General features: G+C 71.0%; 25 protein-coding genes. 20 read left to right on the top strand and 5 right to left on the bottom strand.

Annotated features, from left to right (window positions below):
* Nucleotides 1-41 precede the first annotated feature (41 nt).
* From ruvX to aroQ, 8 genes are all read left to right on the top strand, one after another.
* Nucleotides 42-599 carry a Holliday junction resolvase RuvX gene (ruvX, locus tag ACIBSV_RS39540; protein ID WP_395871915.1) on the top strand — a complete coding sequence of 186 codons (558 nt, stop codon included), beginning with the start codon at nucleotides 42-44 and terminating at the stop codon, nucleotides 597-599.
* Entirely contained in the window at nucleotides 596-1765 is a 1170-nt protein-coding gene (mltG, locus tag ACIBSV_RS39535) for an endolytic transglycosylase MltG (protein WP_395871913.1), read from the top strand. Before ruvX ends, mltG begins: the two co-directional genes overlap by 4 nt.
* The gene (locus ACIBSV_RS39530; RefSeq protein ID WP_395871911.1) at nucleotides 1762-2601 is read left to right on the top strand and encodes a shikimate dehydrogenase; all 840 of its coding nucleotides are present in this window, start codon (nucleotides 1762-1764) and stop codon (nucleotides 2599-2601) included. The genes mltG and ACIBSV_RS39530 overlap by 4 nt, the downstream gene beginning before the upstream one ends.
* A gap of 249 nt (nucleotides 2602-2850) precedes the next feature.
* Nucleotides 2851-3567 carry a prepilin peptidase gene (locus tag ACIBSV_RS39525; protein ID WP_395871909.1) on the top strand — a complete coding sequence of 239 codons (717 nt, stop codon included), beginning with the start codon at nucleotides 2851-2853 and terminating at the stop codon, nucleotides 3565-3567.
* 161 nt (nucleotides 3568-3728) lie between these two features.
* A complete protein-coding gene (gene aroC / locus ACIBSV_RS39520; protein WP_395871907.1) occupies nucleotides 3729-4913 on the top strand; it encodes a chorismate synthase in 1185 nt (394 codons plus the stop codon).
* Between the two features lie 4 nt (nucleotides 4914-4917).
* Nucleotides 4918-5547 (top strand): shikimate kinase, encoded by a 630-nt coding sequence (locus tag ACIBSV_RS39515; RefSeq protein ID WP_395871904.1) that lies wholly within the window; start codon nucleotides 4918-4920, stop codon nucleotides 5545-5547.
* Complete coding sequence (aroB, locus tag ACIBSV_RS39510; RefSeq protein ID WP_395871903.1) at nucleotides 5544-6638, top strand: 3-dehydroquinate synthase; 1095 nt, start codon at nucleotides 5544-5546, stop codon at nucleotides 6636-6638. The genes ACIBSV_RS39515 and aroB overlap by 4 nt, the downstream gene beginning before the upstream one ends.
* Complete coding sequence (aroQ, locus tag ACIBSV_RS39505) at nucleotides 6635-7078, top strand: type II 3-dehydroquinate dehydratase (protein ID WP_395871901.1); 444 nt, start codon at nucleotides 6635-6637, stop codon at nucleotides 7076-7078. The genes aroB and aroQ overlap by 4 nt, the downstream gene beginning before the upstream one ends.
* A 114-nt stretch (nucleotides 7079-7192) precedes the next feature.
* Here the strand turns inward: aroQ and ACIBSV_RS39500 are convergent, their stop codons facing one another.
* Entirely contained in the window at nucleotides 7193-9196 is a 2004-nt protein-coding gene (locus tag ACIBSV_RS39500; RefSeq protein WP_395871899.1) for a trypsin-like peptidase domain-containing protein, read from the bottom strand.
* 144 nt (nucleotides 9197-9340) lie between these two features.
* Here ACIBSV_RS39500 and ACIBSV_RS39495 point away from each other — a divergent pair, with 144 nt between their 5' ends.
* The 6 genes from ACIBSV_RS39495 (at nucleotide 9341) to ACIBSV_RS39470 (ending at nucleotide 13205) form a co-directional block, all read left to right on the top strand.
* Nucleotides 9341-10471, top strand: a complete 1131-nt coding sequence (locus ACIBSV_RS39495) for an aminopeptidase P family protein (protein ID WP_395871897.1) — start codon at nucleotides 9341-9343, stop codon at nucleotides 10469-10471.
* Nucleotides 10472-10545: 74 nt separating this feature from the next.
* A complete protein-coding gene (gene efp, locus ACIBSV_RS39490; RefSeq protein ID WP_395871895.1) occupies nucleotides 10546-11112 on the top strand; it encodes an elongation factor P in 567 nt (188 codons plus the stop codon).
* Nucleotides 11112-11540 carry a transcription antitermination factor NusB gene (nusB, locus tag ACIBSV_RS39485; protein WP_395871894.1) on the top strand — a complete coding sequence of 143 codons (429 nt, stop codon included), beginning with the start codon at nucleotides 11112-11114 and terminating at the stop codon, nucleotides 11538-11540. Before efp ends, nusB begins: the two co-directional genes overlap by 1 nt.
* Before the next feature lie 150 nt (nucleotides 11541-11690).
* Complete coding sequence (locus tag ACIBSV_RS39480; protein ID WP_395871892.1) at nucleotides 11691-12065, top strand: YidH family protein; 375 nt, start codon at nucleotides 11691-11693, stop codon at nucleotides 12063-12065.
* Nucleotides 12065-12409, top strand: coding sequence for a DUF202 domain-containing protein (locus tag ACIBSV_RS39475; protein WP_395871889.1), 345 nt, complete (start codon nucleotides 12065-12067; stop codon nucleotides 12407-12409). Before ACIBSV_RS39480 ends, ACIBSV_RS39475 begins: the two co-directional genes overlap by 1 nt.
* A gap of 43 nt (nucleotides 12410-12452) precedes the next feature.
* The gene (locus ACIBSV_RS39470) at nucleotides 12453-13205 is read left to right on the top strand and encodes a class I SAM-dependent methyltransferase (RefSeq protein WP_395871887.1); all 753 of its coding nucleotides are present in this window, start codon (nucleotides 12453-12455) and stop codon (nucleotides 13203-13205) included.
* A gap of 40 nt (nucleotides 13206-13245) precedes the next feature.
* Here the strand turns inward: ACIBSV_RS39470 and ACIBSV_RS39465 are convergent, their stop codons facing one another.
* On the bottom strand, nucleotides 13246-13737 hold the full coding sequence (locus ACIBSV_RS39465; protein ID WP_395871885.1) for a MarR family winged helix-turn-helix transcriptional regulator: 492 nt from the start codon (nucleotides 13735-13737) through the stop codon (nucleotides 13246-13248).
* A gap of 125 nt (nucleotides 13738-13862) precedes the next feature.
* Nucleotides 13863-15404: an MFS transporter gene (locus ACIBSV_RS39460; protein ID WP_395872090.1), complete on the bottom strand. Its 1542-nt coding sequence runs from the start codon at nucleotides 15402-15404 to the stop codon at nucleotides 13863-13865.
* A 247-nt stretch (nucleotides 15405-15651) separates the two neighbouring features.
* Here ACIBSV_RS39460 and ACIBSV_RS39455 point away from each other — a divergent pair, with 247 nt between their 5' ends.
* Entirely contained in the window at nucleotides 15652-16281 is a 630-nt protein-coding gene (locus ACIBSV_RS39455; protein ID WP_395871883.1) for a TetR/AcrR family transcriptional regulator, read from the top strand.
* Between the two features lie 130 nt (nucleotides 16282-16411).
* Here the strand turns inward: ACIBSV_RS39455 and ACIBSV_RS39450 are convergent, their stop codons facing one another.
* On the bottom strand, nucleotides 16412-17764 hold the full coding sequence (locus ACIBSV_RS39450; RefSeq protein WP_395871881.1) for an MFS transporter: 1353 nt from the start codon (nucleotides 17762-17764) through the stop codon (nucleotides 16412-16414).
* 407 nt (nucleotides 17765-18171) lie between these two features.
* Between ACIBSV_RS39450 and ACIBSV_RS39445 the strand changes: the two genes are divergently transcribed.
* A complete protein-coding gene (locus ACIBSV_RS39445; RefSeq protein ID WP_395871880.1) occupies nucleotides 18172-19188 on the top strand; it encodes a LacI family DNA-binding transcriptional regulator in 1017 nt (338 codons plus the stop codon).
* 100 nt (nucleotides 19189-19288) lie between these two features.
* Here the strand turns inward: ACIBSV_RS39445 and ACIBSV_RS39440 are convergent, their stop codons facing one another.
* Entirely contained in the window at nucleotides 19289-19792 is a 504-nt protein-coding gene (locus ACIBSV_RS39440; protein WP_161356183.1) for a transcriptional regulator, read from the bottom strand.
* A gap of 376 nt (nucleotides 19793-20168) precedes the next feature.
* Between ACIBSV_RS39440 and pyrR the strand changes: the two genes are divergently transcribed.
* The 4 genes from pyrR to ACIBSV_RS39420 are packed head-to-tail and all read left to right on the top strand — an operon-like array spanning nucleotide 20169 to nucleotide 23721.
* Entirely contained in the window at nucleotides 20169-20807 is a 639-nt protein-coding gene (gene pyrR / locus ACIBSV_RS39435) for a bifunctional pyr operon transcriptional regulator/uracil phosphoribosyltransferase PyrR (RefSeq protein WP_395871878.1), read from the top strand.
* A gap of 3 nt (nucleotides 20808-20810) precedes the next feature.
* Complete coding sequence (locus tag ACIBSV_RS39430) at nucleotides 20811-21818, top strand: aspartate carbamoyltransferase catalytic subunit (RefSeq protein ID WP_395871876.1); 1008 nt, start codon at nucleotides 20811-20813, stop codon at nucleotides 21816-21818.
* Nucleotides 21815-23101: a dihydroorotase gene (locus ACIBSV_RS39425; RefSeq protein WP_395871874.1), complete on the top strand. Its 1287-nt coding sequence runs from the start codon at nucleotides 21815-21817 to the stop codon at nucleotides 23099-23101. Before ACIBSV_RS39430 ends, ACIBSV_RS39425 begins: the two co-directional genes overlap by 4 nt.
* Nucleotides 23098-23721, top strand: coding sequence for a hypothetical protein (locus tag ACIBSV_RS39420; protein ID WP_395871872.1), 624 nt, complete (start codon nucleotides 23098-23100; stop codon nucleotides 23719-23721). Before ACIBSV_RS39425 ends, ACIBSV_RS39420 begins: the two co-directional genes overlap by 4 nt.
* The last annotated feature ends 2 nt before the right edge of the window (nucleotides 23722-23723 follow it).

Raw genomic sequence — 23723 nt, 5'->3', positions numbered from 1 at the left:
GGAAGTCTGGAACCGGACTCCCGCACCGCCGGGGGACTTGTATGACGGGGCGTCGAGCCCCGACGGTCAATGACGCAGAGCCTTGTGACGGAGAGCCGACCTTGAGACGCGGAGTACGAATTGCGGTCGACGTGGGAGACGTTCGGATCGGCGTCGCGGCCAGCGACCCGCACGGGTTGATCGCCACTCCCGTGGAGACCGTGCCCGCCGGCAAGCGGGACGTCGCCCGAATCCTGGAGATCGTCGCCGAGTACGAGGCGATCGAGGTCGTGGTCGGGCTGCCGCGCTCGTTGTCCGGCGCGGAGGGCGCCGCCGCGGCCAAGGCGCGGTCCTTCGCCGATCGTCTGGTCGCCGCGCTCGACCCGGCGATCGGGGTGCGCCTGGTCGACGAACGACTGACCACCGTCACCGCGACGCGCGGCCTCCAGGCGTCCGGCGTCAAGGCGAAGAAAGCCCGCGGTGTCGTCGACCAGGCGGCCGCGATCGTGATCCTGCAAAACGCGCTCGACACCGAGCGTGGTTCCGGACGTCCTCCGGGCCTGGCCGTGTCACCTGCCCCGGCCGGGTCCGTCTCCGACTCTGAAAGGCCCACGGCATGAGCGATCTCGGACTGCGCATGGAGTCGGAGCCGCGCAGCCGGCGACGGGGCAAGGACGACAACTCGCGGGGCGGCCGGCGCGGCCGGGGCCGCAAGAAGAAGAACCGCAGTGGGTGTGCGGTCTCCCTGGCGCTGGTGATCGTCCTCGCCGTGATCGGCGGCGGTGGCTACTGGGCCTACGGTTTCCTGAAGGACCGTTTCGGCCCGCCCCCGGACTACAGCGGCAGCGGCTCGGGTTCGCTCGTGGTGGAGATCAAGCAGGGCTGGGCCACCCCGCAGATGGCCAACGAACTCAAGAAGGTCGGGGTGACCAAGAGCGTCGAGGCGTTCACCAAGGTCGCCCGCGAGGACAAGGACCAGCGCGCGTCCAAGATCCAGCCCGGCGCGTACACGATGGCCAAGCACATGTCCGCCAAGGCCGCCTTCGAGATCCTGGTCAACCCGAAGAACAAGCAGGACTACATCCTCAGGCCCGGCATTCGCGCCACGCAGGTCTACGAATCGCTGGCCAAGACGCTCAAGGTGCCGAAGGAGAAGGTCGAGGCCGCCGCGAAGGATCCCTCGCTCGGACTGCCCGAGTACGCCAAGGGCAACATCGAGGGCTTCCTGTACCCCGCGTCCTACGTCGCGGCACCCGGCATGGACCCGCTCGTGGTGCTCAAGGACATGGTCGCCAAGGCGGTCAAGGAGTACGACAAGCTCGGCCTGCCGGCCAAGGCGCAGGCGATGGGCAGGTCGCCCTACGACATGATCATCATCGCCAGCATGGTCGAGGCCGAGGGCAAGACCACCGACGACAAGGGCAAGGTCGCCCAGGTCATCTACAACCGGCTCGCCAAGAACATGACGCTGGGGCTGGACTCGACGGTCAACTACTACCTCAACAAGAGCAACATCCAGCTCACCAACAAGGAACTCAACGACGCGAGCAACCCGTACAACACCCGGGTCAGGAAGGGCCTGCCGCCGGGACCGATCGGCAGCCCGAGCAAGGCCGCGCTCGACGCGGCGGTGGCGCCGCCCGCGGGCAAGTTCCTCTACTTCGTCACCGTCGACCCGATCGTCGGCACCACGAAGTTCACCGACAACGACGCCGACTTCCAGACCTACAAGGCCGAGTTGGCCAAGTGGATAAAGGATCACCCGACCCCGAGTACGAGCCCGTGACCGAGTCGACGTCGCTCCCGCGCCGAGCCGCCGTGCTCGGCGCGCCCATCCGGCACTCGCTGTCCCCGGTCCTGCACCGGGCCGCGTACGCCGAACTGGGCCTGACCCACTGGTCCTACGACGCGTTCGAGATCGACGAGGCGGCCCTGCCGGGCTTCGTCGGCGACCTCGACGCGTCCTGGGCCGGACTGTCGCTGACCATGCCGCTCAAGCGGGCGATCCGACCGCTGCTCGACGAGATCGGGCAGGTCGCGCGCGACGTGGACGCGGTGAACACGGTGGTGTGCACCGCGGACGGCCGGCGCGTGGGGGAGAACACCGACGTGCCGGGCCTGGTCGCGGCGCTGCGCGAACGCGGCGTGCGCCGGGTCGAGTCGGCGGCCGTGCTCGGCGCGGGCGCCACCGCGACCTCGGCGCTGGCCGCGGTGCGCGAGGTCACCGACGGGCCGGTGCGGGTGTACGTGCGCGGCGAGGAGCGGGCCCGCGAGATGCGCGCGGCGGGCGAGCGACTCGGCGTCGCGGTCGAGGTGCGCCCCTGGGCGGACGCGGCCGAGGCGTTGCGCGCGCCGCTGGTGGTGGCGACCACACCCAAGGGCGCGGTCGACCATCTCGCGACCGAGGTGCCCGCCGGGCCCGGGGTGCTCTTCGACGTCGTCTACGACCCGTGGCCCACCGCGCTCGCGGGCGCGTGGGGCCACGCGGGCGGACCGGTGGTGGGCGGACTGGACCTGCTCGTGCATCAGGCGGTGCTCCAGGTCGAGTTGATGACGGGCCGACCGGGGCCGTTGGCCGTGATGCGCGCGGCGGGCGAGGCGGCGCTGACGGGGCGGTTCTGACGGGGCGGGGCCGACGGGGCGGGCCGAGCACGAAGGGCTGAGCTCGGGGTTCACCGGCCGGGTTCGCCCCGCCGGAGGCCCACGGGGGCGTGTTCGCCCTGCCGGATTCCCACATGCGCGCGTTTCGCGTGCCTGCCCGACCGCGGTACCGCCTGCCGCGGTACCGCATCCGGTGTTCCTGCGATCATCGGATCGGCGCTGGGGACGACGGAACGTGACCGCCGAGGGATCCTGCGTATCGTCACAGGCGTGTTCCCCGTTCTCACTCTCGCGTGTGCGCTGCTCGGCTTCGTCGCCGGCCTCGGGTTGCCCCGTCCCATCCACCTCCTGCTCGCCCAGGGCACCGGCCCCGGGCCGCGCTCTCCGGTCGCCGGCCCCGTCGCCGGTCCGGTGGTGGCCGCCACCGGGCGCTACGGGCCCCTGCCGGTCGCCGCGCTGACCGGCCTGGTGTGCGCGCTGCTGGCCTGGCGGCTCGGGCCGGGCCTGGACCTGCTCGCGTTCCTGGTGCTCGCCGTCGCGGGCGTGACCCTGGCCATCGTGGACGTGCGCACGTTGCGGCTGCCCGATCCGGTACTGCTGGTGACGCTCGCGACCGGGCTGACCCTGCTGGGCATGGAGTCGCTCGCGCTGGGCGACTTCACCGCGTACCGACGGGCCCTGCTCGGCGGCCTCACCCTGGCCGGCTACCACCTGTGCCTGGCCGCGCTCTCCCGGGGCAGTCTGGGCATGGGCGACGTCAAGCTCGCCGGTGTGCTCGGCATACACCTGACCTGGCTGGGCTGGGGCGTGCTGGTCACCGGCGCGTTCCTGGCGTTCCTGCTGGCCGGGCTCACCGCCGGGCTGCTCGTCTCGGTGGGCCGGGCCCGTCGGGGCAGCCGGCTGCCGTTCGGGCCGTGGCTGCTGCTCGGCGCGCTCGGCGGGGTGTTGTGCGGCGCGGAGTTGTCCCGACTGCATCTCGCCTGGTGAGACGACGGAGGCCGGTGCGGCGCTGTCCGACACCTGGACGCGGCGCGGGGAGCCCGCCGCCGGCATGAAAGGATTCGGGTGGACATCCGCCGGGCGAATCGTGGACGGCCTCCGCGCCGTTCCCCGGACGTGATACGCGGCAAGCGCAAGAAGGAGCATTCGTGGGCAACCTACGCTGGCTGACCGCCGGGGAGTCGCACGGCCCGGCACTCGTGGCCACCCTGGAAGGGCTGCCCGCCGGCGTGCCCATCACGACCGAACTGGTCGCGGACGCGCTCGCGCGCCGCCGGCTGGGCTACGGGCGTGGCGCGCGGATGAAGTTCGAGCGGGACGAGGTCACCTTCCTCGGCGGCGTCCGACACGGGCTCACCCAGGGCGGCCCGGTCGCGATCATGGTCGGCAACACCGAGTGGCCCAAGTGGGAGACGGTCATGTCGGCCGACCCCGTGGACCCCGAGGTGCTCGCCGCGCAGGCCCGCAACGCGGCGCTGACCCGCCCGCGGCCCGGCCACGCCGACCTGGCCGGAATGCAGAAGTACGGCTTCGACGAGGCGCGGCCGATCCTGGAGCGGGCCAGCGCCCGCGAGACCGCGGCCCGGGTCGCGCTCGGCGCGGTCGCCAAGTCGTTCCTGGAGCAGGTGGCGGGCGTTCGCATCGTCAGCCACGTGGTCGAGTTCGGCGCGGCCAAGGCGCCCGCCGGCATGCTGCCCGGCCCCGACGACACCGCGCGCCTGGACGCCGACCCGGTCCGCTGCTTCGACCCGGACGCGTCGGCCGCGATGGTCGCCGAGGTGGACGACGCGCAGAAGGCCGGCGACACCCTCGGCGGTGTGGTCGAGGTGCTCGCCTACGGCCTGCCGCCGGGCCTGGGCAGCCACGTGCACTGGGACCGCCGGCTCGACTCGCGGCTCGCGGGTGCGCTGATGGGTATCCAGGCGATCAAGGGTGTCGAGCTCGGCGACGGCTTCGAGCTGGCCCGGACACGGGGCTCGCGGGCCCACGACGAGATCGTCAACACCCCCGACGGCGCCAAGCGCACGTCGCACCGCGCCGGCGGCGTCGAGGGCGGCATGTCCACCGGCGAGGTGCTGCGCGTGCGTGCGGCGATGAAGCCGATCGCCACCGTGCCGCGCGCGCTGTCCACCTTCGACGTGCGCACCGGCGAGCCCGCGCAGGCCCACCACCAGCGCTCCGACGTCGCGGCCGTGCCGGCCTCCGGCATCGTGGCCGAGGCGATGGTCGCGCTCGTCCTGGCCGACCTGGTCACCGAGAAGTTCGGCGGCGACTCGGTCGCCGAGACCACCCGCAACGTGCGGGGCTACCTGGACGCGCTGGAGATTCGGTAGCGCCATGGCGGACATCGGGGACACCGCGCACAGCGAGGTCGCGGGCGACGAAGAGGCGGGCACCGGCCCGCTGGTGGTCCTGGTCGGGCCGCCCGGCGCGGGCAAGACGACGGTGGGCCTGCTGCTCGCCCGGGCGCACGGGGTCGGCTTCCGCGACACCGACGCGGACGTCGAGGCGCGCGCGGGCAAGTCGATCCCGGACATCTTCGTCGACGAGGGCGAGCCGCACTTTCGTACGCTCGAACACGAGGCGGTCGCCGCGGCGTTGGCCGAGCACGACGGCGTGCTCGCGCTGGGCGGCGGCGCGATCATGGACGACGCGACCCGCGCTCTGCTCAAGGGACACCGGGTGGTCTTCCTCGAGGTCGCCCTCGCGGACGCGGTCAAGCGGGTCGGCCTGGACGCGCCGCGCCCGCTCCTGGTGGGCAACCCCAGGGCCCGCTGGCGCGAGCTGATGCAGGCGCGCCGACCGCTGTACCTCGAGGTCGCCGCGCTGACGGTGGACACCGCCGGACGCACCCCCGAGGACGTCGCCGCCGAGATCCGCGACGCCTTCGCCACCGCACCCGACCAGGCTTCTTCCGAGCCGACCCCATCCGAGCAGACCGAGCCCGAGAAAGACGTGAATCGATGAGCGGCAACCCCTCCGAGCCGGTCCGGATCCGCGTCGGCGGCGCCTCGGAGTCGTACGACGTGCTCGTGGGTGCCGGCCTGCTCGGCGAACTCGCGGGCCTGATCGGCACGTCCGCCCGCCGCGTGGCGATCCTGCACCCGGAGGCGCTGGCCGCCACCGGCGAGGCGGTCCGCGAGGACCTGGCCGCGCAGGGCTACGAGGCGATCGCCATCCAGGTGCCCAACGCCGAGGAGGCCAAGGACGTCGCGGTCGCGGCGTACTGCTGGTCGGTGCTCGGTCAGACCGGGTTCACCCGCTCGGACGTGATCGTCGGCATCGGCGGCGGTGCCACCACCGACCTCGCGGGCTTCGTCGCGGCCACCTGGCTGCGCGGCGTGCGCTGGATCGCGATGCCCACCACGCTGCTGGGCATGGTCGACGCGGCCGTCGGCGGCAAGACCGGGATCAACACCGCCGAGGGCAAGAACCTGGTCGGCGCGTTCCACCCGCCGGCCGGCGTGCTCGCCGACCTGGCCACGCTGGAATCGCTGCCGCGCAACGACTACGTCAGCGGTCTCGCCGAGGTGATCAAGGCCGGCTTCATTGCCGACCCGGTGATCCTGGACCTGATCGAGGCCGACCCCGAGGGCGCGCGCGACCCGCGGGGCAAGGACACCGCCGAACTGATCACCCGCGCCATCCGGGTCAAGGCCGACGTCGTCTCCGGCGACCTCAAGGAGGCCGGCCGACGCGAGATCCTCAACTACGGCCACACCCTCGCGCACGCGATCGAGAAGGCCGAGCGCTACAAGTGGCGGCACGGCGCCGCGGTCAGCGTCGGCATGGTCTACGCGGCGGAGCTGGGTCGACTCGCCGGTCGCCTCGACGATGCCACCGCCGACCGGCACCGCACGGTGCTCGCCTCGGTCGGCCTGCCGCTGACCTACCGCGGCGACGCGTGGCCCAAGCTGCTGGAGACCATGCGCGTGGACAAGAAGTCGCGCGGCGACATGCTGCGCTTCATCGTGCTGGACGGCCTGGCCAAGCCGGTCGTCCTGGAGGCGCCCGATCCGACCTTCCTGGTCGCCGCGTACGCCGAGGTGTCCGGGTGAGCGCGCGCAGGGTGCTCGTGCTCAACGGTCCCAACCTCGGCCGCCTGGGCAGCCGCGAGCCCGACGTCTACGGGGCCACCTCGTACCCGGGACTGGTCGCCGAGTGCGAACGGCTCGGCGGTGAGCTCGGCTTCGCGGTCGAGGTCCGCGAGACCAACGACGAGGGCGAGATCATCCGCTGGATGCACGAGGCCGCCGACGGCCGCATCCCGGTGGTGATGAACCCGGGCGCGTTCACGCACTACTCGTACGGTCTGCGCGACGCGGTCGCCCAGCGCACCGCGCCGTTCATCGAGGTGCACATCTCCAACCCGTACGCGCGCGAGAGCTTCCGGCACACCAGCGTGGTGGCCGCCGTCGCCAGCGGCACGATCGCGGGCTTCGGCATCGGCTCGTACCGCCTGGCACTGCGCGCGCTGGCCGAGGAACTCGAGGACTGACGGCGCCTGCGGGCTCGGGGGTCACCCGCGTGGGTGATCCCCGAGCCCGCGGGCCCGAGCCCGAGCCCGCGACCCCGGAGTCGTACCCGCGACCGCGGCCCGCGGGAGTCCCGCTCATCCCAACAGTCGCCCGATCGCCGTAGCCACCTCCCGATGCGCCAGATACGCGCCGATGTCGTGCGCACGATCGTGCGGATTGGCCACCGTGCACTCCGCCGCCAGCCCGCTCCAGTCGTCGGCCAGCGGACACCCGATCGCGACCGGATCCGTCGGACACCACGTGTTGAACCACGGCCCGGCGATCGACGGCAGATGTGCCCCGCCGACCCGCAGCCGCGAGTACACCGCGTCCATCCCCAGCGGAGCGCCCGCCGTGATCAACCCGGCCACCGGCACCGCAGGCCCGAGCCGGGTCAGCAGGTCCATCGCCACCACCGTGCCCAGGCTGTGCGCGACCAGCACCACCGGACCGGACGCGGGCAATCCCGCGAGCACCCGCTCCAGCACCGCCTCGCGCGTGTCGTCGCGATCCAGGTACGCCGCGACATCGCGGAACGCGGCCCGGATGACCAGCCGATCCACCCCGGTGTGCGCGGCGATCCAGCCGAGTGGCTCGTGCACCGTGCCCACCATGTGGTCCCAGATGCTCTCGGTCACCACGGTCCGGCCCGGCGCCGGCATCCCGGCCCGGTGCGCGGCCTCGCCGAGCAGCTCGTCGTACAACCCCTGTGCGGACGGCGACAGCGGTGCCTCGATCGGCGCCGTCGACTCCATCACCTCGACGAGCCGATCACCATAGAAGGGGAACCAGACGTCCTCGGGATCCACGGTCGGCAGTCCGGCCATGGTCAGCCCGCTGTTCAGCCCGGCCGCCCAACCCCGCCGCAGCGCCGCCGGATCGTGCCCCTGCTGACTGCGTCCGTGCAGGAACACCAGCCGCACCCGGCCGCCGAACGCACCCGGGCGCCCGGACACCCCCGAGACGGTGACCGCCTCGGCACCGGACGCCGGCTCCACCGGTGAGCGCGGCGCGGGCACTGCCGTGCGTGCCGCGGGTGTCGTGCCCAGCCCCGACCCGGCGCCCAACTCGGCCAGCAGTGTCCGCAGGCCGTCGTCGTTAGTGGCCAGCGCGCCCAGCCGGGCCAGGATCACGCTGATCCGCACGCCCTCGTTGGCGACCCACTCGATCTGCGCCAACCCCTGCTCGGGTCGCCACGGCAATCCCTGCAGATTCAGCACCGCGCCGCTGTCGTCGTGCGCGGGCACACCGCTGTGGTGCAGCGCGACCGCCTCCCACTGGTCGTTGAACACCGGCGATCCGGAGTTGCCCGGTTCGGTGTCGGTCTCGTAGTGGAGGAAGTCGTCCAGGCGCTGGGTGAACCGATTCGCCCGGATGGCGATCTCCTTGAGCCGCCCGGCCGGGTGACCGATCACGTTCACCGGATCGCCCACCACCAGCTTGCCCTCGGCCGCGATCAGCCCGATGTGTCCGAAGATCCGCCCGGGCGGGCGACCGTCGCCGCCCGGACGCATCGCGACCAGGGAGAAGTCGAGGTCCTCGTCGGTCAGGAACAGGGTGTCCGGGTCCGGCGCGAAGCGCGTGGTGTGCACCGGCAAATCGTTGTCGACACCCATCTCCGCGCCGAACTCGGCGAACGCGCCGCGCGCGGTGGCCGCGTCCGGGAACACGTGATGGTTGGTCAGCAGCAGGCTCGGCGCGACCAGAAAGCCGGTGGCCTGCGGTCGTACCGGCCCGCCGGTCGAGTACCAGATCCGCGCCACGCACGCGGCGGCCCGCAACCCGCGGGCAAGGAAGTTCAGGCTCTGGAGGTCGTTGGTGACTCCTATGATCCGTTCGGCCAGTCGCGGTGCGCTCTCGTCCGGCGAGGTGGCCAGCAACACCTGCCCGGGCACCTCGTGCTGCTCGACCAGCCGGGCCGCGCGCAGTTGCAGCCGGTCGTCGTCGTCCGGGAAGCGACTGCCCGCGGCGCGCCGGCGCTCGATCTCGCCGCGATCCGCCTCCGCCGCCCGGTACCGCGCACCCGCGGCCTCGATCTGACGGACCAGCCGCTCGTTCGCCGATGCGGCGCGAGGTCCGTCATTTCCGCTGATTTCCACTGAAGTACACCCCCTCGCTGGCAGCGTAGGACCCGACCTCGGCCGCTGTCCGGCCTTCACACGATTGCCCTGGTCGCGGCACGAAGGATGCAGTTCGCCGAGTCACGCCGGGCTCCGCCCACCTCGCGGGACTACGCTGGTCCCATGCCCGAGGCCCATGCTCAACGCCGTGATCGGCTGCGTTCCCGCCTGGCCGGTGCCGGCGCAGATGTCGCCCTGATCACCAATCTCGTCAATGTGCGCTATCTGACCGGTTTCACCGGTTCGAACGGCGCGCTGCTGGTGTACACACCGGGAGCGGCGGGCGAGGGGTCCACCGACTCGGGCGCCGTGCTGTGCACCGACAGCCGGTACGCGACCCAGGCGGGCGAGGAGTCGCCGGGCGTCGAGCTGCTCGTCGAGCGGTCCTGCCCGCAGGCGCTGACCAAGCGCGCCGCCGCGGGCGGTGCGGTCCGGCTGGCGATCGAGGAACAGCACGTGACGGTCGAGCTGTACCGCGCGCTGGGCGCGGTGCTCGCCGAGGAGAGCCCCGCCGCCGCGCTGGTCAAGCTCGGCCGGGTGGTCGAGGACCTGCGTCGGGTCAAGGATCCGGCGGAGATCGCCGCGCTGCGGATCGCCTGCGAGATCGGCGACCGCGCGCTGGGCGAGATGATCGAGTCGATCCTGGTCGGGCGGACCGAACGGCACATCGCGATGGAGTTGGAGCGGCGCATGGCCGACCACGGCGCGGACGCCGTGGCGTTTCCCACCATCGTGGCCACCGGGCCGAACTCGGCGATCCCGCACCACGACCCCGGCGACCGGCGGGTCGAGGACGGCGACTTCCTCAAGATCGACTTCGGTGCCCGCTATCGCGGCTACCACGGCGACATGACCCGCACCTTCGTGATCGGCACCGAGCCGGCCGCGTGGCAGCAGGAGATCTACGGCGTGGTGTTCGCCGCCCAGAAGGCGGGCCGCGAGGCGCTGGTGCCCGGTGCCGAGGCGGTCGCGGTGGATCGGGCCGCGCGCGAGGTGATCGAGCGGGCCGGATACCTGGAGTTCTTCGAACACGGCCTCGGGCACGGCGTCGGTCTCGAGATCCACGAGGACCCGCGTCTGGGTCCGACGGCGACCGGTAAGCTGGACGCTTGCATGCCGGTCACCGTCGAACCGGGGATCTATCTCCCGGGCCGAGGCGGCGTCCGCATCGAGGACACCCTTGTGGTTCGTCCGCTCGAAGACGGCGGCCCCGAGCTACTCACCATCACGACCAAGGAATTGCTCGTCCTGTAGCGGGCTGTCTTCGCACCCGCCCCGTCCGACGCGCGATCATCCGGTCCCAGAAGCACGCAGGAGACACCACACTCGTGGCCACGACCAACGACCTGAAGAACGGCATGGTGCTCAAGCTCGACAATGGCCAGCTCTGGTCCGTCGTCGAGTTCCAGCACGTCAAGCCCGGCAAGGGCGGCGCGTTCGTTCGTACGAAGCTCAAGCATGTCCTCTCCGGCAAGGTCGTGGACAAGACCTTCAACGCCGGCACGAAGGTCGAGACGGCCACCGTGGACAAGCGCGGTATGCAGTTCTCGTACAAGGACGGCACCGACTTCGTGTTCATGGACACGGACACGTACGAGCAGTTGCCGATCTCGCCCGAGACCGTCGGCGACGCCGCCAACTACCTCCTCGAAGGCTTCGAGGCGACCGTCGCGATCTACGAGGGCGCCGCGCTCTACGTGGAGCTGCCGGCCTCCGTCGAGCTGCTCATCGAGTACACCGAGCCGGGTGTCCAGGGCGACCGGTCCACCGGTGGCACCAAGCCCGCGAAGCTGGAGACCGGCTTCGAGATCGCGGTTCCGCTCTTCATTACGACGGGCGAGAAGGTCAAGGTCGACACCCGTTCCGGTGACTACCTGGGCCGCGTGAACAGCTAGTGGCCGGTGCCCGCAGCAAGACCCGGAAGCGCGCGCTGCAGATCCTGTTCGAAGCCGACCAGCGCGGCGTCGACCCGGTGACCATCCTCGCGGACTGGGTCGGCCGGTTCCAGGCCGACCGGGCGGAGCCCCAGGTCGCGGACTACACGATGCAGTTGGTCGAGGGCGTCCAGGAGCACCGCAAGCGGATCGACGACCTGATCGGCACCTACGCCGTGGGCTGGACGCTCGACCGGATGCCCGGCGTGGACCGCAACGTCCTGCGCCTGGGCATCTACGAGCTGCTCTGGGAGAGCGACGTCCCCGACGTCGTGGCCATCGACGAGGCCGTCGAACTCGCCAAGGAGTACTCCACGGACGAGTCGCCGGCCTTCGTGAACGGCCTGCTCGCGCGGATAAAGGACCTCAAGCCGACGCTGCTGCGCTAGCCGCGCCCGTTTCCGGGACTCCGGTCGAGCCGCCTGCCCCCGTGTGGGGGAGGCGGCTCGTCGGCTTTCCGGACCCGGGCCTCCGGCTCGTCGGCTTTCCGGACCCGGGCCCCGGGGCCCGGGCGATCGAATCATGATCGAATGCCGATAATGAAGATCATGAGATCCGACCGCAAGGGTTCCCGGCTGCGGGAGATCGGGGACGAGCCCGACTACCGCTTCACGCTCGCCAACGAGCGGACCTTCCTGGCCTGGATCCGGACGGCTCTCTCGCTGCTCGCGGGTGGCGTCGCGGTGGTCCAGTTGGTTCCGGATCTGGCTCCGCGCGGACAGCGGCTGGTGCTCGGCCTGGCCCTGGTCGCGCTGGCGCTGACCCTGTCGGCCACCGCGTACCGGCGCTGGTATCGGGTCGAGCGGGCGATGCGGCTCGGGCACGCGCTGCCGTTCTCCGCGGTGCCCCTGGTGCTCTCGGCGGGTCTGGTGGTCGTGATCGTGGTGAGCGTCGTGCTCATGATCGCCTCCTGATGTCGCGCCCCGCGTCGCTGCCGGGCGCACCCCTGGATCCGGGGCTGCAACCGGAGCGGACCAGGATGGCCTGGTCGCGCACGTCGCTCGCGTTCGTCGCCAACGGGGCGCTGTTGGTGCACGCGGGTCATGTGCAGGATCGCTGGTGGTTCATGCTGCCCGGGTGCGCGGTGATGGCGGCCGGTCTCACCGTGTACGTGGTGGGGTTGCTGCGGCACCGACAGGTGGACCGGGCCGTGCGGGCCGGCGACGCCGTGTGCGGCGATCGGGCGGTCCGCGCGACGCTGCTGACCGCGGTGTCGGTGTGCGTGCTGGCCGGGGTGGTCCTGCTCGGCAGACCCTGAGGACCCTTGTCCCGACCGGGGACGCCCGGCGAGAATGCGCGGCATGACGACCGACGGTCTCGGCACGCGCGGCTTCGCCCAGGGCACGGATCGATACGAGCGGGCGCGGCCGTCCTACGCGGCCGAGGCGGTGGAACACCTGTGCGCCGGCGCCGGGATCGGGCCCGGTACCCGGGTGCTCGACCTGGCCGCCGGTACCGGCAAGTTGACCCGGCTGCTGGTCGAGCGCGGCGCGAAGGTGATCGCCGTCGAGCCGTCGGCGGCGATGCGCGAGACGTTCGCCCGGGTGGTCGAGGGTGTGCCGGTGTACGCGGGCAGCGCGGAGCGTATCCCGGCTCCGGCCGGTGCCTTCGACGTGGTCACCGTCGCCCAGGCGTTCCACTGGTTCGAGCCCGAGGCCGCGCTGGGCGAGATCGCGCGCGTGTTGCGGCCCGGCGGGGCGTTGGCGATGGTGTGGAACGAGTTGGACGAGAGCGAGGCGTTCGTCGCGGGTCTGCACGAGGTGGCCGAGTGGCCCTTCCACAAGCTGCACGACTATCGCGCGGAGTTGGCCGCCGCCGAGCCGTTCGCGCCCGCCGAGCGCAGGGTGTTCCGGTGGCGCGACGAACTGACGCACGATCAGGTGTTGGAGCGGTTCTCGACGTTCAGCTACGTGGCCGCGATGGATGCCGCACCGAAGGCGCAACTCATGGCCCGGGTGCGCGAATTCGTCCGGGCGCACGCGGAGCCGGTGGAACTCGCCTATCTCACCGACACCTACGTCGCCCCCCGCCGGGAATTCGAGCCGCCACTGTGAACCGACGGCGCGGGCGGGCACCCACCGCGGTCTCCCGGCACTAGTTCTCCCGCCACCACCAGGCCTGGCTCAGGTTGTCGGGCAGTTCACCGGACGCGCCGAGTTGGCGCATGCCCGCGCGTAGACCTTCCTTGAGCACCTCGACGCCGTCGTCGCCCACCGCCTTGGTCCACGCGCCCTGGATCCAGGACAGCTCGGCCCAGATCACCCGCAGGCACTCGCGCCCGCGTTCGGTGAGGGTGATCCGGCGGGCGCGGCGGTCGGCGGGGTCGGGCTTGCGCTCGACGTATCCGTGTCGGGCCAGGTGCGAGACCACCTCGCCGGCCGACTGCTTGGTCATGCCCAACCGGCGCCCGAGCTCGGTGGCGGTGGTGCCGCCCTCGCCGACCAGGGTCAGCGCGAAGCCGTGCGTGGGCCGGATCTCGTCGAATCCCGCGGCCGTCATGCGGTCGGAGAACAGTTGGCTGATCCCGCGCACGGCGCCGACCAGCAACGTCACCAGTTCGGGCCCGGAGGAGGTGTCTTGCTGCACGAGGTAAGAATACCTGTCTAATTTGCCGGGCAAACCGGAACGCCGCCCCCGATGTCGATCAGGGACGGCGCGACGGTCTTGCCCACGACCATTGCCAGGGGATGATGCTCCCCGTCGATCATGCCCTACACATGTACGGCGACCGCGCCTTCGCGCTTTTCGCCCTGCCGGACGAACAGCGCGAGCACGATTCCGACCGCCATGGTGATCGCGGCGATCGTGAAGGCGAGCTGCATGCCGTCCAGGAACGTGGTGTCCGACGCGTGGCGGACCGCGTCGATCGTGTGCCCGTTCATGGTCGCCGGGTCCACCGGCGGGAAGCCCTGTGCGACCGACCCCTCGATCGCCTCGCGCCGGCCGTGCGGCAGGGTGTCGTAGGCACCCGCCTCGGCCGGCCAACGGTCCGGCAGCACCGAGGAGACCTTGGCCGCCACCACCGCGCCGAGCACGGCGGTCCCGAGCGCGCCCCCGACCTGCATCGCGGCCTGTTGGATGCCGGAGGCGACGCCGGAGAGTTCGAGCGAGGCGTTGCCGACGATGATGTCCGTCGCGCCGACCATGATCGGGCTGAGCCCGAAGCCGAGCAGTACGAACGGCACCATCGTGGCGCCGAAGCTCGCGTCCTCGCCCAGCCGGGCGAGCAGCGCCATCGCGGTCGCGGACAGCGCCAGGCCGGCGATGATCGGGATGCGCGGGCCGAGCTTGGTGATCGCGAAGCCGCCGATCGGCGAGCCGATCATCATCACCACGGACATCGGCAACATCCGCACGCCGGTCTCCGTCGGGCTGAGCCCGTTGACGCCCTGGAGGTAGAAGGTGATGAAGAACATCGCGCCGAACATCGCGAACGCCATGAAGATCATCAGCACGATGCCGATCGAGAACGACCGGTTGCGAAACATCACCAGCGGCATCAGCGGCTCGGGCGCCCTGGTCTGCCACAGCGCGAACAGCGCGAGCAGGATCAGCGCGGCGGCCATGAAGCCCAGCGTGTACGCGCTGCCCCAGCCCTTCTCGCCGCTCTTGATCACACCCCAGACCAGGCAGAACATCGCCACCGACAGCAGCAGGACACCGAGGTAGTCGATCCGGTTGCTCGCGCCGGCCACCCGGCTGTTGGCCAGTGCCCAGATGCCCACCACCAGGGTCAGCACGCCGATCGGCACGTTGATGTAGAAGACCGACTGCCAACTGACGTGCTCCACCAGCAGGCCGCCGACGATCGGACCGGCGGCGGTCGCGGTGGAGATCGCCGCGCCCCAGATGCCGATCGCCATGTTGAGCTTGTTGCCCGGGAAGCTGTTGCGCAGCAGGCCCAGCGCGGTGGGCTGGAGCAGCGCGCCGAACACGCCCTGGAGCACCCGGAACGCGATCAGCATCGAGACCGACTGCGAGAACGCGATGATCAGCGACGTGGCGGCGAAGCCGGCCGCGCCGATCAGGAAGATCGTCTTGTGGCCGTAGCGGTCACCGAGCTTGCCGGCCGGGATCAGGCACACCGCGAGCGCGAGCAGGTAGCCGTTGGTGACCCATTGCAGGTCGGCGAGCGAGGCGTCCAGGTCCTTGGAGATGGCCGGGTTCGCGATGCCGACCACGGTGCCGTCCAGGGCCACCATCATCACGCCGAAGGCGACCGCCAGCAGGGTCAGCCAGGGGTGTCCCTGCATGCCCCGGCGCACGGCGCTCTTCGAGAGGTCCGGCGGGAGCGCGTCCGAAGCCGCCGCCGTCGAAGTCTGACTCATGCGTTCCCTACATCCATCCGTGTCCAGCGCCGCATCGAACCATCGAACGATATGGCACGCAGTGCCATATAGCCAAATCACTCAAATTGCACACAGTGGCAAGTGTCATACTGTGCATAGGCGAACGAGAGGACCACCCAACGTGCGGGAGACGGCCGGCACCGCGACGGGCTTGCGGGAGCGTAAGAAGGAACGCACGCGCGAGGCGTTGGTGGACGCCGCGCTGGAGTTGTTCCTGCGCAAGGGGTACGACGCCACCACGATCGACGAGATCGTGGCCGCCGTGGAGGTGTCCCGGCGCACCTTCTTCCGCTACTTCGCGGGCAAGGAGGAGGTGGCGCTGGCCCGGGCGATCGAGTTCGAGGGACTGTTCCTGGAGGCGCTCACCGCCCGCCCGGCGGAAGAGGCGCCGCTGACCGCGCTGCGGCGCGCGGGCGCCGAGGTGTTCGCCCGGGTCGCCGAGGAGGAACAGGAGGGCGCGGGGCAGGAGTTCCTGCGGCTGCGCCGGATGATCGAGGCCACCCCCGTACTGCTGGCCGCGTCGCTGCGCAACGCGATGGAGCTGGAGCGGCGGATGGCCCGGGAGATCGCCCGGCGCGAGGGACTGGAGCCGGAACGGGACCGGCGTCCGGCGCTGTTGGTGACCCTGTACCACTCGGTGATGCGGGTGGCGATGGACGAGTGGACCGAGGGTGAGGTGCTGGACGTCGCGCGCCTGGCCCGCGTCATCGACGAGGCCTGGGACGACATGGGCACGCTGCTGACCGGCCGCTGGACGGCGGGCGAGATCCCGCGCGCGTGAGCTGCGCGGCGACCCGACGCGACCGGCGAGTGACGAGCGCCGACATACCGACGGGGCGGACCGGTGATCCGGTCCGCCCCGTCGGCGTATACGGCGCGCGAGGCCGCGCGCGGGCCTGCCGCCCGCGCACCTACCGCACGCGCTTGACCAGCAGCGCCAACAGCGCCCCGAGCAGGGATATCGCGGCGGCGAACGCGAACAGGCCCTCGTAGCCGAAGTCCAGGTCGTCGACCAGGAACGGGGCCAGGAACGGCGCGGCGATCTGCGGCCCGGCGTTGGCGATGTTGATCAGGCCCATGTCCTTGCCGACGTCCTGCGGACGCGGGAGCACCTGGGTGATCAGCGCCATGTCGACGGCCATGTACATGCCGAAGAACAAGCCGTTGGCGACCTGGAAGGCGATCATGCCGTCCTCGGTGGCCCACATCAGCGGGATCATCAGGGAGAGCGCGGCACCGACACCCGAGCCGATCACGAACGGCTTGACCCGCCCGACGCGGTCCACGATCGGGCCGATCACGACGGCCGCGACGATGGTCACCACGGCGTTGATCACGGTGAGGGTGCCCAGTTTGGACAGCACCTCGGCCTGCGGAATCTTGATGTACATCAACAGGATGAAGAAGTTGAACTGCAGGACGACCATGTAGCCGAGCATCACGCCCAGGCGCGAGACCAGGGCGATGAAGAAGTCGGCGTGCTCGCGCGGCGAGACCCAGAAGCCCTTGACGAACGAGACGAACTCGAACTTCTCCCGCGGCATGTCCTTGGAGGACTTGTCCGGGCTGACGATCACGAAGATCAGCGCGGCGGCCACGAGCACGGCGGCGATCAGGTAGAAGCCCTTGGCCCCACCGTCCGCCGGATCGGCGAACCTGCCGTCGAAGCCGCCGATCTGGGCGTCGATCCCGATCATGCTCAGGTCGACGCCGGCCAGCAGCAGCGAGGCCACGATCGTGCCGACGGGGATGCCCAGGCCGATCATCGCGGAGAACCGGCCGTACTTGCCCGCGGGCACCCGGTCGGGCATGACCGCGGTCACCGCGGCCTGGTACCCGTTCATGATGAACTGGATGACGCCCCAGGTCAGGCCGACGACCGCGATCGAGTTCGCGTTGGCCTGGAAGCACAGGGCGGCCGCGCCGACGAGCGCGCAGAACAGGATGAACGGCGACCGGCGGCCGAAGCGCGAGCGGGTGATGTCGGACAGCTTGCCGAACAGCGGGTTGCCGACCGTGGCGAACAGCGCGCCCCAGAAGATCGGCCACTTGAGCGCTTCCTGATCGGGAACGCCCTTGATGTGGATGACCTGGGTCGGGAGCAGGTAGACCCCCACACCCAGCCACAACATGTACAGCGCGATGTTGGCGATGGGCAGCGTCGCGTAGAGCGGCCCGATCTTGTACCCGGTGTGCCCGGCACCGGGGGTGGGCTCCGGCGCAGGGGACGACGAGTCGGGTGCCTCTGTGGTGGTCGAACTCATGTAGACCGTCCGATGGAGGGGACTCGAAACCCTCCCTGCACGGAGGTCTCGAATCTGCTGACGAGGTGTTGGGTTGGGAGCCTAGGTGACACGAATAAGCAGGGGAATGGATCCACAACGTGAAATCAGTCCGACTAGATAACGATTTGATTGTTCAAGGCTTGAACAGAGCGCAATCCGCAGCGAATCGTCACTGCGAGTGATCTTGTAACGACCGACATGTGTTGGTAGCGCATTCGAGCGATTACGGCCAAGGTTGTCCCCGCTAACCAAGCGGTAACGGATCGCGACCCTGTGATCCGGTGGACATCGGTTGCGCGCGGGCCGGCCCCGCGTGCGGGTGCGGTAGGGGGTGTCGTCGAGATGACGAGCACGAAATCGGTCACTTGCCGCCCGGGGGGTCACGGATGAGCGCGCCGGAGGCGGGGGCGAAGCCGCCCACCAGTTCCGACGTGGCCCGGCTCGCCGGCGTATCCAGATCCACCGTGAGTTACGTGCTCAACTCGCCGCCCGGGGTCCGGGTCAGCGCGCAGACCCGGGAGCGGGTCATGCTCGCGGTGCGCGAACTGGGCTACGCGCCCAGCGCGCCCGCTCGATCGTTGCGCTCGGGCAACAGCGACGTCGTGCTCTTCCCGCTGCCGCTGCAGCCGATGGGCCAACTCCTCGAGGCGTTCATCGACGAGCTGACCGAGGCGCTCAACCGGCACGAGCTGAGCCTGCTCATCCACGCCGACCGCACCTCGCGCGGGGCCGACGCGGCCCGGCAGTGGGCCGCGCTGCGCCCGCTCGCGGTGATGGCCGAGTCCAACCGGCTCACCGGCGGCGCGGTGGACGTGCTCAAGCGGGCCGGGGTCCGGGCGATCTTCGCGTGGGGCCGCGAGGAGCACCCCGACGTGCCGACCGCGATCTTCGACAACCGGGACACCGGCCGGGTCGCGGTGCGCCACCTCATCGATCGGGGCCACCGCCGGCTGGCCTGCCTGGTCCCGTCCGGGCCGCTCGCCTTCCTGGGCGAGGAGCGCTGGGCGGGCGCGCAGGCCGCGGCCGAGGAGGAAGGGGTCCCGCTGCGCCGGGTGGACGTGGGCTACGTCCGCGAGGACGTGCTGGCCATCGTGCGGCAGTGGCAGTGCGAGAGCGAGCCGCCGACCGCGGTGTTCGCGGGCAACGACGACTTCGCCCTGATGATCATCTCCGCGCTGCGCGAGTGCGGTTGGTCGGTGCCCGACGACATGGCCGTGGTCGGCGCGGACGACCTGCCGTTCTGCGACCTGGTCTGGCCGAGGTTGACCAGCGTCTCGATGCACACCCGAACGATGGGCTCCGGCGCCTCGGACGCGATCACCACATTGATCCGAGGCCGTGACTACCGCCCGGGTGGTCGCATGGTCGTGCACCCGCGCGTGATGGTCCGCGAATCCGGCTGAGGCCGGCGATCGTACAAAAGGTGAAGGGTCCCGAAGCCGATCGGCTTCGGGACCCTTCGACGTTTCCGCCTGCCTCCGTAACGCTCCGTCTAGCGGATTGTCACGCGTTGTTCTGGCTGTCGACGGCCCGACGGGCCTCCGGGTTGAGCACGCCCCACCCGATGAGCTGCTCGGTCAGCACGCTCGGCGACTGGTCGTAGATCACGGCCAGCGTGCGCAGGTCGTCCTGACGGATCGACAGCACCTTGCCGTTGTAGTCGCCGCGCTGGCTCTGGATGGTGGCCGCGTAGCGCTGCAGCGGACCGGCCTGGTCGGACGGCACGGTCTGCAGCCGCTCCAGGTCCAGAACCAGCCGCGGCGGCGGCTCGGCCGCGCCGTTGGGGGTGCCGCCGGGCAGCAGCTCCTGGACCGGAACGCCGTAGAAGTCGGCGAGCTCGGCCAGGCGCTGCACGGTTACCGCACGGTCGCCGCGTTCGTACGAACCGACGACGACGGCCTTCCAGCGGCCCTGGGACTTCTCCTCGACACCGTGCAGGGACAGGCCCTGCTGGGTCCGGATCGCGCGGAGCTTCGCCCCGAGCTGCTTGGCGTAGTCGCTGGACATCTCGCTCCCAAAACAGGTGACTGACCGTGAAGGTCCACCGGTGGTTGGCCGAACCGATGGGGTGGCTACCTCCGGGCCGGCTTTCTGTACCTCGAACTCTCCCCGAAGCTGCGAGGTTCGGCACGTCGCGACTGTCGCGTTTGGCCCGGTGGTGACTCATTGTGAGGTTACGCAGAGTAATTTGCGTCCGTCAAGCCGAACGGGCTACAAAGCCGGATTCGCGCAGGTGAGAGGCCCCCTTACGCGGCTTTCGCCCCGGCTCGATCGAACGGTCCGGGCGGCCGAAAGACTGATGATGTTGGCTGATACTGTGAGGGACGTACCCCGACGTCCTTTAAAGCCCGTCCTGTGAGACGGGGAAGGAGGTCTGTTTTCCATGACAGCACCTGGCAACACCCCCGGCGGCACGTCGGCCGCCCGTCCCAAGGACCTCGACCCGGCCACCGCCCGCGCGGTCCTGGACACCTCCGATATCAACCGGGCGCTGACCCGGATCGCGCACGAGATCGTCGAACGCGCCAAGGGCGCCGACGACGTCGTGCTCCTGGGCATCCCGACCCGAGGCGTGGCACTGGCCCGCCGGCTCGGCGAGCGACTCGCCTCGATCGAGGACGGCGCGAAGGTCCCGGTCGGCGCGCTGGACATCACCATGTACCGCGACGACCTCCGGCTCGGCCCGGCCCGCGCCTTGGAGCGCACCGAGATCCCGGCCGAGGGCATCGATGGCAAGCTCGTCGTGCTGGTCGACGACGTGCTCTTCTCCGGCCGCACCATCCGCGCCGCCCTGGACGCGCTGAACGACATCGGTCGCCCGCGCGCGGTGCAACTGGCCGTCCTGGTCGACCGCGGCCACCGTGAACTCCCGATCCGCGCCGACTACGTGGGCAAGAACCTGCCCACGTCGCTGCGCGAGACCGTCAAGGTCCACCTCGCCGAGTACGACGGCCGCGACGCGGTCCTGCTCGGCACCCGCGCGGCCGACCCCGCCGCGGCCCCCACCGACGCGGAGAAGTAGCCAGTGAAGCGCCACCTGATCTCGGCCGCGGACCTCACCCGTGACGACGCCATCCTGATCCTCGACACCGCCGAAGAACTCGCGCACATCGCCGAGCGGCCGATCAAGAAGCTGCCGACGCTGCGCGGCCGCACCGTGGTCAACCTGTTCTTCGAGGACTCCACCCGCACCCGCATCTCGTTCGAGGCCGCCGCCAAGCGGCTGTCCGCGGACGTGATCAACTTCTCCGCCAAGGGCTCCTCGGTCTCCAAGGGCGAATCGCTCAAGGACACCGCGCTCACCCTGCAGGCGATGGGCGCCGACGCGGTGGTCATCCGGCACCACGCCTCCGGCGCGCCGCACCGCCTGGCCGGCTCCGGCTGGCTGCGCGGCTCGGTGGTCAACGCCGGCGACGGCACCCACGAGCACCCCACCCAGGCACTGCTCGACGCGTTCACCATGCGGCGCAGGCTGGCCGGCGGGCGCGGCGATCTGGAAGGCCGCCGAATCACCCTTGTGGGTGACGTCCTGCACAGCCGGGTGGCCCGCTCCAACGTGCTCCTGCTGGCCACCCTGGGCGCCGAGGTCACCCTGGTCGCGCCGCCCACGCTGCTCCCGATCGGCGTGGAGAGCTGGCCCTGCACGGTCTCCTACGACCTGGACGCGCCACTGCCCAAGAGCGACGCGGTGATGATGCTGCGCGTGCAGCGCGAGCGGATGAACGCCGCGTTCTTCCCCACCGAGCGCGAATACTCGCGCCGCTACGGCCTGGACCTGCGCCGGATGGCGATGCTCCCCGAGCACGCCATCGTGATGCACCCCGGCCCGATGAACCGCGGTATGGAGATCGCCGCCGAGGTCGCCGACTCGACCCGCTCGACCATCGTCGAGCAGGTCACCAACGGCGTCAGCGTGCGGATGGCGGTCCTGTACCTGCTCCTGGGCGGCAACGAACCGGCCCTGAGCACCCCCAGCGCCCCGAGCGCCTCGAACACCAGCACCGGCACCGGCACCGAGGAGAACACCCAGTGAGCACGTACCTGATCAAGGACGCCAAGGTCCTCGGGGGCGACGCGTCGGACGTGCTCATCCGCGACGGCGTGATCGCCGAGATCGGCACCGGCCTGCGCGCCGACGGCGCCGTCGTGATCGAGGCCGCAGGGCAGATCCTGCTGCCGGGCCTGGTCGACCTGCACACCCACCTGCGCGAGCCCGGCCGCGAGGACGCCGAGACGGTCGCCACCGGCGCGAACGCGGCGGCGCTGGGCGGCTTCACCGCCGTGCACGCGATGGCCAACACCGACCCGGTCGCGGACACCGCCGGCACCGTCGAGCAGGTCTGGCGGCTCGGCCAGGAGACCGGTCGTTGCGACGTGCACCCGGTCGGCGCGGTCACCGTGGGCCTGGCCGGCCAGCGGCTCGCCGAGCTGGGCGCGATGGCCGACTCGGCCGCGCGCGTGCGGGTGTTCTCCGACGACGGCAAATGCGTGGACGACGCGGTGATCATGCGCCGCGCGCTGGAGTACGTGAAGGCCTTCGACGGCGTGGTCGCCCAGCACGCGCAGGAGCCCCGGCTGACCGAGGGCGCGCAGATGAACGAGGGCACCGTCTCCGGCGAACTGGGCCTGCGCGGCTGGCCCGCGGTCGCCGAGGAGTCGATCATCGCCCGCGACGTGCTGCTCACCGCGCACGTCGGCTCGCGGCTGCACGTGTGCCACGTCTCCACGGCGGGCTCGGTGGAGATCCTGCGCTGGGCCAAGTCCAAGGGCTGGAACGTCACCGCCGAGGTCACCCCGCACCACCTCCTGCTCACCGACGAACTCGTGCGCAGCTACGACCCGGTCTACAAGGTCAACCCGCCGCTGCGCACCGCCGCCGACGTCACCGCGCTGCGCGAGGCGCTCGCCGACGGCACCATCGACGCAGTCGCCACCGACCACGCCCCGCACCCCAGCGAGGACAAGGACTGCGAGTGGGCGGTCGCCGCGATGGGCATGCTCGGCCTGGAGACGGCCCTGTCGATCGTGCAGGAGACCATGGTCGACACCGGCCTGCTCGACTGGGCCGGCGTCGCCGACCGCATGTCGGTGCGCCCCGCCGCGATCGGCCGACTCGACGGGCACGGTCGCCCGGTCGAGGTCGGCGAGCCCGCCAACCTGGTGCTGGTCGACCCGACCCCACGGCGTACGGTCGAACCGTCCGAACTCGCCTCGCGCAGCCGTAACACCCCCTACGCCGGCTTGGAACTGCCCGGCAAGGTGGTCGCCACGTTCCTGCGCGGCGTACCCACGGTGATCGACGGGAAGCTCGCGTGACCTCAGGCACGGCGCACCACGACCTGCTGCTGCTCGCCACCGAACAGAAGTCGGCGGAGGTGACGAACTGGGGCGGTCGCATCCTCTGGATCGGCATCTGCCTCGCCTTCGTGCTCGGCGTCTACCTACTGATGTGGCGCGCCTGGAAGAAGCGGGGCAAGCGGCAGGAGGGGCTGCCCGCGCTGCCCACCGCGCCCGAGGCCGGTGCCGCGCCGCTGCTGCCGCCGCTGGTCGGCCGCTACTTCGGCAGCACCACCGCCGGCGACTGGCTCGACCGCGTGGTCGCGCACGGCCTGGGCACCCGCAGCCCGGTCGAGCTGACCCTGCGCGCGGACGGCCTGGTGGTCGAGCGGCCCGCCGCGACCGACTTCTTCGTGCCCGCCGCGGCGCTGACCGGCGTGCGACACGAGAAGGGCATCGCCGGGAAGGTGCTGCCCGAGGGCGGCCTGCTGGTGATCACCTGGACGCACGGCGACACCTCGCTCGACTCCGGCTTCCGCGGCGATCACCCGGACGACCACGACGCGTGGATCGAGACCATCACCCGGCTGATCGCCGGGGAACTGCCGGCGACCGCCGGCACCGCTACACAGAACCACCAGGAAGGATCGGTCACGTGACC

This window comes from Embleya sp. NPDC050154 (genome assembly GCF_044460165.1).
Classification (GTDB): Bacteria; Actinomycetota; Actinomycetes; order Streptomycetales; family Streptomycetaceae; genus Embleya.
The sequence above is the reverse complement of the archived record's forward strand: the minus strand, read 5'-3'. Positions and strand labels throughout refer to the sequence as shown.